The organism is Confluentibacter flavum (genome assembly GCF_002843175.1).
In the GTDB taxonomy this organism is placed as follows: Bacteria; Bacteroidota; Bacteroidia; order Flavobacteriales; family Flavobacteriaceae; genus Confluentibacter; species Confluentibacter flavum.
The window spans coordinates 17,933-33,142 of sequence record NZ_PJEO01000036.1; the positions used below are offsets into that span (position 1 = coordinate 17,933).

At 34.1% G+C, this 15,210-nt stretch carries 8 protein-coding genes; 2 read left to right on the plus strand and 6 right to left on the minus strand.

The genetic code is table 11. The features are described 5' to 3' along the window. Position 1: 1 nt before the first annotated feature. Positions 2 to 928, minus strand: a complete 927-nt coding sequence (nadA, locus tag CSW08_RS10205) for a quinolinate synthase NadA (protein WP_106659785.1) — start codon at positions 926 to 928, stop codon at positions 2 to 4. Between the two features lie 199 nt (positions 929 to 1,127). Then, positions 1,128 to 2,933, minus strand: coding sequence for a hypothetical protein (locus tag CSW08_RS10210; RefSeq protein WP_106659786.1), 1,806 nt, complete (start codon positions 2,931 to 2,933; stop codon positions 1,128 to 1,130). 304 nt (positions 2,934 to 3,237) lie between these two features. Here CSW08_RS10210 and CSW08_RS10215 point away from each other — a divergent pair, with 304 nt between their 5' ends. Continuing rightward, complete coding sequence (locus tag CSW08_RS10215; protein WP_106659787.1) at positions 3,238 to 5,829, plus strand: phosphoenolpyruvate carboxylase; 2,592 nt, start codon at positions 3,238 to 3,240, stop codon at positions 5,827 to 5,829. An 84-nt stretch (positions 5,830 to 5,913) separates the two neighbouring features. Here CSW08_RS10215 and CSW08_RS10220 read toward each other — a convergent pair whose 3' ends face one another. The 4 genes from CSW08_RS10220 to CSW08_RS10235 form a co-directional block, all read right to left on the minus strand. Beyond that, positions 5,914 to 7,137, minus strand: coding sequence for an ammonium transporter (locus CSW08_RS10220; protein WP_106659788.1), 1,224 nt, complete (start codon positions 7,135 to 7,137; stop codon positions 5,914 to 5,916). A 23-nt stretch (positions 7,138 to 7,160) separates the two neighbouring features. Further along, positions 7,161 to 7,499: a P-II family nitrogen regulator gene (locus CSW08_RS10225; protein ID WP_106659789.1), complete on the minus strand. Its 339-nt coding sequence runs from the start codon at positions 7,497 to 7,499 to the stop codon at positions 7,161 to 7,163. Positions 7,500 to 7,848: 349 nt separating this feature from the next. Continuing rightward, entirely contained in the window at positions 7,849 to 9,132 is a 1,284-nt protein-coding gene (locus CSW08_RS10230) for an ammonium transporter (RefSeq protein ID WP_106659790.1), read from the minus strand. Positions 9,133 to 9,216: 84 nt separating this feature from the next. Then, positions 9,217 to 10,236 carry a porin gene (locus CSW08_RS10235; RefSeq protein ID WP_106659791.1) on the minus strand — a complete coding sequence of 340 codons (1,020 nt, stop codon included), beginning with the start codon at positions 10,234 to 10,236 and terminating at the stop codon, positions 9,217 to 9,219. Positions 10,237 to 10,710: 474 nt separating this feature from the next. On the opposite strand from CSW08_RS10235, the gene gltB reads away from it, so the two are divergent. After that, a complete protein-coding gene (gene gltB, locus CSW08_RS10240) occupies positions 10,711 to 15,210 on the plus strand; it encodes a glutamate synthase large subunit (RefSeq protein WP_106659792.1) in 4,500 nt (1,499 codons plus the stop codon).

Below are 15,210 nucleotides of genomic sequence, written 5' to 3' on the forward strand. Positions count from 1 at the left end.
ATTATTTAGATAGTTCTAACATACGTTCAATTGGCACTAACGCTTTTATTCTTATATGTTCTGGCACTTCAATTTGCGGACTTTCATTAAGCAAGCAATTGTATAGTTTTTGAAGTGTGTTCATTTTCATAAAATGACATTCGCTACACGCACAGGTATTGTCTTCAACAGCAGGCGCAGGTAATAATTCTGTTTCTGGCATTTCTTGTTGCATTTTATGTAAAATCCCTGCTTCGGTAGCTACAATAAATTTATCTTTTGGATGTGTTTTTACATAATTTATCATCCCAGAGGTAGAACCAATGTAAGTAGCTGTATTCAAAATATGTTCCTCAGATTCTGGGTGAGCTATAATTTTATAATCTGGATGTTTTTTATGCAATTCTATAAGTTTATCAATAGAAAAAGCTTCATGTACAATACAACTGCCATCCCAAAGTAACATATCCCTGCCTGTTTTTTTAATGATATACCTTCCAAGATTTTTATCTGGCGCGAAAATAATAGGTGTCTCTTTAGGAATGGATTCTACAATTTTAACGGCATTGGAAGACGTGCAAACAATATCACTCAATGCTTTAATTTCTGCCGAACAGTTTACATAGGTAATAACCACATGATCTGGATGTGCTTTTGTGAATTTTTCAAACAAATCTGGCGGACAAGAATCTGCCAACGAACAACCAGCTTTTAAATCTGGGAGCACCACGGTTTTTGTTGGGTTTAATATTTTGGCAGTTTCTGCCATAAAATGAACTCCAGCAAATACTATAATATCGGCATCGGTTTCTGCGGCTTTTTGAGATAAGCCTAAACTATCACCTACATAATCTGCTATATCTTGTATTTCGGCAACCTGATAATAATGCGCCAAAATAACAGCGTTTTTCTCTTTCTTTAATCTTTTTATTTCTTTTACTAAATCCATTTCAACCAGAATATTTTACAAATAAATAAGCAAAACTTATGCCAACATAATTTTGTTATTTATTACAAATATCTTAATTAAAATTTTATTGAAATGAGATTATCATAAAAAATACCATGCGATTTAAAACTATTGTGTTTTATAAAGAAAAAGTGCTTAAAATCGGATTCTACATAAATTGACAATACGCTTTATAATTTTAATTTAAAACTGCCATATTCTGAATTTCTAAATTAATGGTGCATAAAATCCTTTCGCTCTTATCTAATTCTTTTAAAACAATGTCTTTAACGTCTTGAAAGGCATTCTTGGCATCTTGAAATAAACGCCTGTAATATAAAATCCCCTCATTAAGGTTATTAGTAAAAGTTAAGAGGTATTTTTCATCTTTTTTATTCATGGAAACTTTAGAGCTTTCTAGTTTATTTTTCAAATAATCTATATAAATATAAAGTTCTTTTATGAATATATTTGGACGATCTGTTCTCGTTATCATACTATCCCTTCCATAAATATGGTCTGTAATATTCTTTAAACTCATAATCTTAGAATAATAAGCCATATTGGGTCCAGGACAAATAGACACACCGTCTCCCAAGGATTTAGTATCCAGATTATATGCTAACATAGCCGAGGTGCCTAAACCAACACAAACGCATGATTTTTCGGTTATTTGATTAAATCCGGTTTGATAATCTTCTAAAGTTAAATTTTTGGCATCCAATTCCTTTATTTTTAAATATTGGTATTCCCGGGAAGCAATACAAATTCCTTTATCTTTAAATTCTTTGTTTAATTCTACAAATTTTTTAGGGCAAGAACTTCCTGGCCTTCCTTTGTTAATCAATACATCTCTTTCGGCATCTTTTGTATTATTTCTGAGGTTGTTAAATGGCACTCCTAATGGAGAAATATTACTTAAATATAAGTCCTCTTCTTTGGCGTCAACTAGTCTATTTAATGTTTTTTCATCCACCGTTGTTGCTTCTGGAACCAATAAAAAGGGCGTTCCCCAACCTATAGAATCCAAATTGTACTCATTAACTAAAAACTCATGTTCTTCATGGGTGCCAACGCCTCCTTGAGCAGATATTTTTATTGATAAATTCTCTGGAAATGCACGGTTTTGATTCAAAAATTCTTGCTGTACCAATTCTTGAAGTACAATTTTTAGCTCTTCCCTTTTTTCCTTAAACTCTGCCAAGACAGGCCCTAACAAATACCCATCAGTTGCAAAAGCATGACCACCACAATTAAGACCGGATTCTATTCTAAATTCTGAAACCCATAATCCCTTTTTAGCCAAAAATTTACCTTGAATTAATGCAGACCTATAATCACTTACCTTTAAAATAATTTTCTTTTTAAAGGCTCCATTCTCATTCGGATAAAAATCCTCAAACTGAGCCATATAACTATAAAGTCTTGGATTTAAACCTGCTGATAACACGACTGATGAATTTAATTTACTATTTGCAAAACCTCTTAAAGCAGCATGGGCATCATTATATTCCACAGGTAATTTTTCGTCTTTCAAATAGTTGTCTTTATCAACTTTAGTCATGATGTTAACATCTATGCTTCCTAACTTCAAGTTTTTATTAACCCAATTTTTAATTTCCGTGAAATTATGTCCTCCCAAGGTTATTCTTTTAAAATCGTCTTTAATAGGCGAGTTTTCAGGAAGCATATTTATGTATGTATAAAGGGCGTCCATTTTTTCGGCACTAACATTTTTTAAAGCGTCAAATTTCTTTTGAACTAAATCGTGTATTAAATCTAAATAAGATGTAATTCTTTTTGCTCTAAAATCATCGATCTTATCTGTAATTTCTTGGTACGGAACCTCAAAGGTATCACTATACATTTTTCTAAGTTTCTCAAGCAATATATCATCTACTAAAGAAATCACAGAATCTATACCATATTGAGCCACTTTTAAAGGGGTATCTATGGTGAATCCAATACCCATTACTGGGATATGGAATGCGTGTAATTTTTTCATATATGTTTAGGTTATTTTTGAAAATAATTTGTAAATGTATCGTGTTGTAGTAATATAGAATATGACATATATCATATTAAAAAAGGATTCTTCTCTTGAAAATCCTTGGTGCCTTTTTTGGCCGCAATAAAATCCTGATTTTAAAAGATTATTCCTATTAAAAAGATTCAACAATAAAAGCAGTTTTATTTAATAATTCACAATTTGTATTCATCAAACAATAAAAATTAATAAATCTTTTGAAAGCTTGCCAAGGTTAATTATAGCTTTAGTACATTTATGACTAATTTTAACTGTAAGAATTATGCCTGTAGAGCCTAAATTAACCCGTTTCAAACAAAACGTCCTATCTAAATATCAAATTTACAATAGTATATTTATGACGCTGCCTTTTGATGCCATATCAAAAACCGGCGTGCTACTCCCTTTATTTCATGAAACGTGTAAAAAAGGCTTTGCTAGTGGTGATGACCCTACAACCATAGTTGATACATTCTTTAAAAAATACCAAGCAAGACGCAACAGGGAAAGTCAAATAAATTTACTTTTTAGGTTTATTCAATACATTGAAAGACAAGTGGTTTTGTTTGATGCCATTGAAGATGCTGCTTTCCCAATTGTAAATAACATGGAGGGAATTGGCACGTTAAGAAACCTTAAAGAATCGACCGTTTCTCAAAATAAATTGGACGAATTAAAGGATTATTTGGAGCATTTTAAAGTGCGTATTGTATTAACGGCACACCCTACTCAATTTTATCCAGGATCTGTATTAGGAATTATTACCGATTTAACAGAAGCCATTAAAACCAATAACCTAAACGATATTAACAACCTATTTGGTCAACTTGGTAAAACACCTTTCTTCAAACATAAAAAACCAACGCCTTACGATGAAGCTGTTAGCCTTATTTGGTATTTGGAAAACGTGTTTTATAAATCGTTTGGAGAAATCTATAATTATATTCAACAAAATATTTTTATTGATACTGAGGTTCATAACGACATTATTAATATTGGCTTTTGGCCAGGAGGTGATAGAGATGGAAATCCGTTTGTAAAACCCAAAACCACTATAAAAGTTGCTAAACGTTTAAAACAAGCCATTTTAAAATGTTACTACAACGACCTAAAAGCATTGCGTAGAAAACTTACTTTTAGAAATGTTGAAGAGCGTATTATAAATTTAGAAACCATCATGTATAATTATAGCATTGACTTAGGTTATAAAGAAGCTATAAGTGTTGAGGAATTCAAAAAAGAGCTTATAGAAATTAGAGATATAATAATAAATAATCACCAATCTTTATACCTAAGCGAAATAAATAATCTGATTAATAGAATTCATTTGTTTGGTTACAATTTTGCAACTTTAGATATAAGACAAGACAGTAGAATACATCATAATGTATTTACAACAGTTATAGATAATTTAATAAAAATTGGACATCCATCATTCCCGAAGAATTATCATGATGTACCTGAAGAAGAACAAATCAACATATTATCTAAAGTTGATAGCAGTAACCTTATAGATATAGATGTTTTTGAAGATGAAATGGTAAGTAACACCTTGAAAACCATTAAAGCGATTAAGGAAATTCAAGGAACAAATGGTGAACTTGGTGCTAACCGATACATTATAAGCAACAACCAAACGGCATTAAATATGATGCAATTATTTGCCATGCTTAAAATAGTGGCTTTTGATGATGAGTTAACCGTTGATGTAGTACCGCTTTTTGAAACTATTACCGATTTAGAAAATGCGCCAGCTGTTATGGAGCAGTTATACACAAACCCCGTTTACATGGCTCACTTAAAAAGTCGTGGAAATAAGCAAACCATTATGCTAGGATTCTCTGACGGAACAAAAGATGGTGGTTATTTAATGGCAAACTGGGGAATTTATACTGCCAAGGAAAAACTTACCGAAATATCCCGAAAATATGATATTTCAGCTATATTTTTTGATGGCCGCGGTGGGCCACCTGCACGAGGCGGTGGAAAAACACATCAATTTTATGCGTCATTAGGACCAACAATTGAAGACAAAGAAGTACAACTTACTATTCAAGGGCAAACCATTAGTTCTAACTTTGGCACACATGATTCTTCTCAATATAATTTAGAACAATTAATTAGTTCTGGTATTGCTAATCGCATGGCCAAACAACAATCTGCCATGAGTGATGAAGACAGGTTTGTTATGAACGATTTGGCAGAAACGAGTTATGAGGCTTATAAAAATTTTAAAGGCCACCCCATGTTCATTCCTTATTTAGAACGCATGAGTACTTTAAAATACTATGCTAAAACTAATATTGGTAGCCGTCCTTCAAAACGAGGTACTTCAGATAAATTAGTGTTTTCAGATCTAAGAGCCATTCCTTTTGTCGGTTCATGGAGTCAATTAAAGCAAAACGTCCCTGGTTTTTATGGCGTAGGAACTGCTTTAAAAGCTTATGAGGACAAAGGAGAGTTTTATAAAGTGGAACATTTGTATAATAATTCTAAATTCTTCAAAACGTTATTGGAAAATAGTATGATGTCTCTAACAAAATCGTTTTTCGACTTAACAAAATACATGTCTAAGGATGAGGAATTTGGAGCTTTTTGGAATATTATTTATAATGAATACATCACCACCAAATCTTTATTATTAAAACTAACGGGGTATAAAGAATTAATGGAAAACGAACCTTCTGGAAAAGCATCTATTGAAGTTAGGGAATCAATTGTACTTCCCTTGCTTACTATACAACAATATGCATTAAAGAAAATTCAGGAACTTGAAAAAGAAGCTGTTAAAGACACTGAAATGATTGAGATTTATGAAAAGATTGTAACACGCTCTTTGTTTGGAAACATTAATGCTAGTAGAAACTCGGCATAAAATTTAACTGAAAAGTGATTATAAAAAAAGAGGCTTTATTTAATAAAGCCTCTTTTTTTTAGGACTAGTCCTATAATAAATAAATTATTGCTCATTTAACCTAAAATCTGGATAAGCATCCATACCGTGTTCATGACCATCTAATCCTTCTACTTCTTCTTTTTCAGATACTCTAATTCCCATTGTTATTTTAAGCACGTACAGTATAATAAACGAAGATACAATGCAAAATACCGCATAACAAACGACTCCTATTAATTGTGTTAGGAAACTGTGCTCAGGATTTGTAGAAAACAATCCCACTGCTAAAGTACCCCATATACCACAAAAAAGATGTACTGCAATAGCTCCAACAGGATCATCCAATTTAATTTTATCAACTAATGCTACAGCTAAAACAATAAGTGCCCCAGCAATGGCCCCTATTATTACGGCACTTGTTGGAGTTACAACGTCCGCACTTGCAGTAATACCTACCAAGCCTCCAAGAATACCATTTAAAAACATGGTAAGATCTAGATTTTTATCTTTAATGGCCGATGTTAACATAGCAACCACGCCTCCAGCGGCTGCGGCTAAACAGGTTGTCACCAATACTACAGATGTTAAAGCAGGATCTGCTGAAAGTACAGAACCTCCATTAAATCCAAACCATCCTAACCATAATATCAATACCCCAGCTGTTGCTAAAGGCAGATTATGCCCAGGAATAGCCTGTGGTTTTCCGTCTTTAAATTTACCTATTCTTGCGCCTAGCAACCAAACAGCTACTAATGCTGCCCATCCACCAACTGAGTGAACTAATGTTGAACCTGCAAAATCATAAAAGCCCATGTCTTGTAAAAAACCACCACCCCATTTCCAAGAACCGGCAATTGGGTATACCAATCCTACATAAAAAACAGTAAATATCATAAAAGGGACGATTTTTACACGTTCTGCCACAGCTCCTGAAACTATGGTTGCTGCTGTAGCAGCAAACATGCCTTGAAATAAGAAATCTGTCCAATACGTATAGCCTGCATTATAGGTTAAGTCTAAGGCTCCTTCTGCTGTTAAAGGCGAAGTTAAACCAAATCCTGTAAATCCTAAAAATCCATTAAAATCTCCTGGATACATTAAATTAAACCCTACCAAACAATATAGAAGTAAGCCTATTGTAATTATAAAAATATTTTTAAAAAGAATATTTACTGTATTTTTTTGTCTTGTTAATCCAATTTCTAAAAATGAAAACCCAAGGTGCATAAAAAATACAAGTGCTGTACAGATCATCATCCATACATTGTTAGTTGTTAGTAATTCCATAATATTATTTTATTTGTTGGTTATTATTTTAAGGTTTCCCCTCCTTTTTCTCCAGTTCGTATTCTATAACATTCTTGTATATCGGATACAAAAATTTTACCGTCACCAACCTCTCCTGTTCCTGCCGAACTAAGAATAGCGTTAACTGTTGCTTCAGCAAAATCATCGTTTACAACAATAGATAAATACCTACGTTGAATATCACTTGTACTATAGGACACCCCTCGATAAACATGCCCTTCTTTCTCATTTCCTAAACCAGTAACATCCCAATATGAGAAGAAATTAACCCCTACAGCATGCAAAGCTTCCTTTACAATACGGTATTTGGATTTTCTAATAATTGCTTCGATTTTTTTCATGATATTGTTTTTATAATTAGTGCTCAAAAATATAAAATAAAATTAATAGTGTCTAAATTTATAGGGGTTGAAATTATATATATATCAAAAAGACAAAATAACCCCCTTTAATTTTGGTATATTAATATAATTATACGATTTTTTATTAATTTTCAATATTGATTATCCTCATTTCAAAATCGTAAAATACAGTCCCATACTCAACTCCAGAAACCTTGAGCAATGAGCATAAAATTTCAAATTTAAGACTCGGGCTTATTATCTTAAAACCCTTCCGTTGGCATTGACAAAAAAAATGCCTTAGGGCCATATCCCTAAGGCATTTTTTAAATTTATATTATTTAAAATGTTATTCCATTTCTCGTTGTCTCTTACCAGGGTAAGCAATCGTTCCATGTTCAGAAATATCAAGACCGGCAATCTCTTCTGCTTCAGTCACTCGTAACCCACATATTTTTTTCAAAATAAACAAGAATATAAACGATGTGACAATAGCCCATGCGGCATAAGACAACACCCCAATGGCTTGAGCACCTAATTGAGCCGCTCCACCTCCGTTGAATATCCCAATACCAGCATCGCCATCTACTCCCCAAAGACCTATAACTAAAGTCCCCCAAGCACCAGCTACACCATGAACAGATATGGCTCCAACAGCATCATCAATTTTTAATGTTTTTTCAATAAATCCAATAGATAGCACTACTAGGATACCACCTACTAAGCCAGCTAATACTGCACCGCCCTCACTCATATTACCACAACCAGCGGTAATACTCACCAAACCAGCAAGCGCACCGTTTAAAGTCATTCCTAAATTGGGTTTTCCATTTTTAATCCAAGTAAATAATAAGGCCGCAATAGCCCCCGCTGAAGCTGCTAAATTAGTTACAAGCACAACTTGTGAAGCAGCAGTAGCATCGTCGCCACCCCAAGCTAATTGAGAGCCTCCATTAAAACCAAACCATCCCAACCAAAGTATAAATACGCCTAAGGTTGCGTACATTTGGTTATGACCATGCATTTCAATTGGTTTACCATTAAGGTATTTACCAATTCTAGGACCTACCATCCAAGCAGCCACAAGCGCAGCCCATCCACCTACAGAGTGAACAATAGAAGACCCCGCAAAATCAATAAACTCAGCAGGCATAATACCATCTGTATTATTTAACCAACCACCGTTCCATTCCCAACCACCAGCTACAGGATAAATAATAGCAGTCATTACTATACTAAATATAGCATACGTTGTATATTTTGTTCTTCCTGCAATCGCTCCCGATACAATAGTTGCAGCAGTTGCAGCAAACACAGTTTGAAAGAATAAATCAGCAGCACCTTGAGAAAAGATAAAACCTCCCCAATGGAAGAAACCTCCACCCATATCTGCTCCATACATTAATGAATAACCTACGAACCAGAAAGCAAGAGAGCCAACTGCTATATCCAGAAAGTTTTTCATGGCGATGTTAACAGCATTTTTTGAATCTGTCATACCAGACTCTACCAAGAAAAATCCTGCCTGCATAAAAAATACTAGAATACCTGAAATTAACATCCATAGCATTCCCATGTCGCCTTCAATGGCGGCAGTGTCTTGAATCAAAAGGGGCATGTTAAATAATGACATAATAAATTGTTTTAAAGGTTAGTTAAATGAAGATAAAAAAGCAATGCGACTTGCTTTTTTATCTTTTTGGATTTTATTTTACTCTTAGAAAGAATAGATTGCAGCTAACACAAAAGAACCTAAGCTTTTTGTTGGCATTAAATCGTTATCGATAAATGAATCATCAGAAGCACTATCCAATCTTATCTCAGGTTTAATCGTTAAGTTATCAATAGCAAAGCTTCCTGTTAAAGTTAAGGCAAGAACACTTGTATCATCTACACCACTACCGATAGCACCGAAGTTACCATCTTCTGCAAAATACTCACCTCTTAAACCAACCGTGAATGTATCAGATACAGAATATTGTGGATATAGAGCAGCGCCCATAAATCCACCTGCATCATCCTCTAAGCTTAAATAAGCAGCATTAATTCCTAAATAGAAAGAATCAGATACATCAAAGCCTCCTGTATAATCGATTTCAAAGAATGATGGGTCTACCAATACATTTAAGTACTGACCTACAAACCCTAATTGAGCCCCAAATGCATAATCGCCAGTTGGATTAAACTCTGTTAAATCTGTATCATTCATAACACCAACCATTAAGCTAAAATCTTCAGATAAAGCGAAATCAGCTTTTAAACCTGTGTGGCTAAAAGGTCCCCAAGAGAATAAATAAGATGTACTGTAGTTAAAATTTGCCGTTGGCGATATTACCTCATATCCTAAAAAGGTATTAAAGTTACCCATAGTAAGTTTTACAGATTCACTAACATTCCAATAAGCATACAATTGGTTAACAATATCTCCTGTTGCAGAATACATTGGAGAATTAAATATAGCATCAGTACCTCTTGGTCCAAAAACTAAATCGGCAACAAAACCAACTTTTTCGCCTTCGTAAGAAGCAACCACATTAGCCATACCTAAAGCAAAACCAGGTAAATTAGCAAATGATGATCCTGGCGCAATAGCATTTTCATCATTTGGAGCTGTAAAATTAGCTCTATAATAAGCATCTATACTACCACTAAGAGTAAATGTTGGCGGAGCTGGTTCTTCTTGAGCAAATAAAGCCGTTGCAACAAAAAGCATTGAAAGGGTAATAAATTTTTTCATAATGTTTAAATTTTGGTTATTAAATGTTTAAAGTTTGAGTTAATTTGCCATTAAGACGTCGTAAAACTATATAAAAAAGTTTTACCCCCTAAAAAAAAGGGGGTCAATTATATTACTTTTATCAATATTTGATTTTTACCCCTATTTTTTTATAGGTATGTTGGTAATTTTTGTTTTTTCTGATTTTTTAGCAAATCAATTATTTGAATTATTGTCAGCATTATATTATGTTTGATTGCATTATCTTTTGTTATTATGCTATTTTGTTGATATTAATGCATAATTCTTTAATTTATAGCAACTGTAAGTGATTGAATATTTATTAAAATATCCCATAATAATTGATATTATACCATTTTTATAATGAGTTAGGTTCTAAAATCGAAATAATCAATTAGCCATTGTTATTATTTAAAATCTAGTGCCTATCTTCGCTTATTAAGTCAATTTTTTAAATCAAATATTTAGTTGGTTATGCTGAAGAAACAAGGAATGTATTTACCTGAATTTGAACACGATAATTGTGGTGCGGGTTTTATTTGTAGTCTTAAAGGAATTAAATCTAATGATATCATACACAAAGCATTAGAAATTCTTGAAAAACTAGAACATAGAGGTGCTGTAAGTGCTGATGGAAAAACTGGAGATGGTGCTGGTATTTTAATAGATATTCCTCACGATTTCTTTGTTAATAATTGTAAATTTAAACTTCCTAAAGCTGGCAGTTATGCCGTTAGCAATGTGTTTTTACCCAAGAAAGTAAATCAACAAGTATATTCTATTGGCATTCTTGAAAAGCATATTAAAGAGCAAGGTCTACAAGTTATAGGCTGGAGAGATGTGCCACTTGATGAATCTGTATTAGGAGAAATTGCCGCAAAAACACAGCCTGCTGTTAAACAGATATTTGTTGGAAAAGAGAATGATGCCCAAGACGAATTTCAATTTAACTTAAAAATATTTATTGCCAGAAAAAAAGCAGAGCATGAAATTTACAGCTCTAAACTTTCGGAAAGCTCTTATTTCTACTTGCCAAGTTTATCAACTAAGATTATTATATATAAAGGACTCTTAGTCCCTGAAGATATTAAGCTTTTCTATAAAGATTTAAACGATCCTTCATTTGTGACGAGATTGGCATTGGTTCACCAACGCTTTTCAACCAACACCTTCCCTACTTGGGATTTGGCACAACCTTTTAGATACATGTGCCATAATGGTGAAATAAACACCTTAAGAGGTAATGTTGCTAGAATGTTTTCGCGTCAGGAATTAATGGAAAGCAAGTGGTTTGGTAATGAAATAAAAAATATATTACCTATTGTACTTCCTGGTAAATCAGATTCAGCTTCTATGGATATGGTTGTTGAACTATTGATAATGACAGGACGTTCATTACCAGAAGTTATGATGATGCTTGTTCCTGAAGCTTGGGAGAAAAACCCAGATATGTCTGAGGCTAAAAAAGCATTTTACGAGTTTAACTCTTGCCTTATGGAACCTTGGGATGGCCCAGCCTCAATACCTTTTACCGACGGCACCTATATTGGAGCAGTATTAGATAGAAATGGTCTTCGCCCTTCTAGATATACCGTAACAAAAGATGGTTATGTTATCATGTCATCTGAAACCGGCGTTATCGAAGTTGAGCCTAAAAACGTACAACATCATGGCAGATTGGAACCAGGAAAAATGTTCTTGGTAAACATGAACGAAGGCCGCATTGTTAATGATGAAGAAATAAAAGAAAACATTGCCTCTAAGCATCCTTACAAAAAGTGGATAGACGATAATTTAGTCCACCTTAGAAATATCCCTTATAATGACTGTCCCGTGTTCTTCAACGAAGAGCACCTAACAAAAAGACAAGTTATTTTTGGATATACAGAAGAAGATATCAATACGATTATTTTACCAATGGCAAAAAGTGCTTACGAACCCATTGGTTCTATGGGTACAGATACGCCCATTGCCGTGCTTTCTGAAAAACCTCAATTAATCTATAACTATTTCAAACAATTATTTGCTCAAGTTACCAATCCGCCGTTGGATGGCATTCGTGAAGAGTTGATAACAGATATTAGTTTAACATTAGGTAGCGATACCAACATTTTTGATGTTAACGAAAAACACGCCAGAAAATTAAAAATTAAAAATCCTGTTATTTCCAAACAAGATTTAGATAAAATAAAAAGCTTTACCAAAAATGGTTTTAAAGCAACATCCATCTCCATTTTATACGATGTAAAAAGAGGTCATAATGGTTTAGAAGAAGCTCTAGAACATGTTTTAGATGCGGTGTCAAAAGCGATTGATGAAGGCACAAACATCGTGATTTTATCTGATAGAGATGTCAATAAAGATAAAGCGCCTATTCCTGCGTTATTAGCCTGTTCATTTGTAAACAGTGCATTGAGAACTTTAGGAAAGCGATCAAAAGTAAGTATTATTGTAGAATCTGCTGAACCTCGCGAGGTACATCACTTTGCCTTGTTATTCGGTTACGGCGCTAGTGCCATTAACCCATATATGGTTAATGAGATTATTGAGGATAAAATTAGTGAGTTTGATGCTACTGTAGATGCCGAAAAAGCTGTTGAAAACTACAATAAAGCGGTTGGAAAAGGTATTTTAAAAGTCATGAATAAAATAGGAATCTCAACCCTTAACTCATATAGAGGTTCTCAATTATTTGAATGTATTGGTATTAATACTACCGTTGTAAACAAATATTTCCCGAATACGGCAACCAGAATCCAGGGTATTGGGTTGCACGAAATTGAAAAAGAAATTAACAAACGTTATTCAAACGCTTTTAAAGAAAGGGATATTGCTGCGGATTTAGATTTAGAAGTTGGCGGACAATACCGATGGAGACGAAATGGGGAAGCACATATGTTTAATCCATTAACCATAGCCAAACTTCAAGAATCCGTAAGAGATAACAAACCTAGTTCATATAAAGAATATTCAGATCTCGTAAATAATCAAGCAAAACAGTTAATGACCATTAGAGGCTTGTTTGAATTTACAAATTACGACCCCATATCTATCGACGAAGTAGAGCCTTGGACCAATATTGTAAAACGGTTCAAAACGGGTGCCATGTCTTATGGTTCCATAAGCAAAGAAGCGCATGAGAATTTGGCTATTGCCATGAATAGAATTGGTGGAAAAAGTAATTCTGGTGAAGGTGGAGAAGATGAAGAACGATTTTATAAAGATGCCAATGGCGATTGGAAAAATAGTGCTATTAAACAAGTAGCATCAGGCCGATTTGGAGTAACTTCAAATTACCTTACCAACGCTTCTGAAATACAAATTAAAATGGCTCAAGGAGCTAAACCTGGTGAAGGTGGACAATTACCTGGTCCTAAAGTAAATCCAAGTATTGCCAAAACAAGAAATTCAACCCCTTATGTTGGATTAATTTCTCCGCCACCTCATCACGATATCTACTCTATTGAAGATTTATCCCAATTGATATATGATTTAAAATCAGCTAATAGAGAAGCTCGCATTAATGTAAAATTAGTGTCCGAAGTCGGTGTTGGTACTGTGGCTGCTGGTGTAGCAAAAGCCAAAGCCGACGTTGTGTTAATTTCTGGACATGATGGTGGTACGGGAGCCTCTCCTTTAACATCTTTAAAACATGCTGGATTACCTTGGGAACTAGGTCTTGCCGAAGCGCAACAAACTTTGGTAATGAATAACTTAAGAAACCGTATTGTTGTTGAATGCGACGGTCAATTAAAAACGGGAAGAGACGTTGCTATTGCATGCTTACTTGGTGCTGAAGAATTCGGTTTTGCTACCGCTCCTTTAGTGGCATCAGGTTGTATTATGATGCGTGTTTGCCACTTGAATACATGCCCAGTCGGTATAGCAACTCAAAACGCAGAATTACGCAAAAAATTTACAGGGCAACCAGAGCATGTGGTTAACTTCATGTATTTTGTGGCTCAAGAATTAAGAGAAATCATGGCTCAACTAGGTTTTAGAACAGTTGACGAAATGGTTGGTCAAGTACAAAAACTTAACAGAAATAAAACGATAGATCATTATAAAGCTTTAGGAATCGATTTATCCCCTATTCTTTATCAAATTCCTGTTAAAAAAGGGACTGTTCTTCATAATACCGAGCAACAGGATCATCAGTTAGAGAAGGCATTGGATTTTAAAATTATAAACCAAGCGCATCCAGCTATTTTCAGAAAGGAAAAGATCGTTATAGATTCTAAAATCAATAATATGGATCGTGCCTTTGGTGCCATTTTAAGTAACGAAATTTCAAAAATTTATGGCGCACAAGGCTTGCCGGAAAACACTTTAAAAGTCAATTTCACTGGATCTGCAGGTCAAAGTTTCGGAGCATTCGCAACTAATGGATTAACATTGGTTGTTAGTGGAAACACGAACGATTATCTTGGTAAAGGACTTTCTGGTGCTAAGTTAATTGTTAAAGTGCCAGAAGAAGCTACTATTGTTCCAGAAGAAAATGTTATTATTGGTAACGTTGCTTTATATGGTGCAACATCTGGAGAAATTTATATAAATGGTAAAGCCGGAGAACGTTTTTGTGTGAGAAACTCGGGAGCGAAAGCCGTTGTTGAAGGCATTGGTGACCATGGCTGTGAGTACATGACCGGTGGTGTTGCCGTCATTCTTGGAGAGGTTGGAAGAAACTTTGGTGCTGGTATGAGTGGTGGTGTTGCTTACATCTACGATTGTAAAACAACATTCAAAAAACAGTGTAACATCGAAGGTTTAAATTTAGATCCAGTGACAGAACCAGCTGATATTGCAACATTAAAAGGACTGATTGAAAATCATTATAATTATACTTTAAGTCCTCAAGCACAACGCATTCTTGAAAAATGGGAAACTGAATTACCAAAATTCATAAAAGTACTTCCAGAAGAATACAGACAGGCTTTAATAAGATTAGAAAAAGAAAACCTTATAACACTTTAA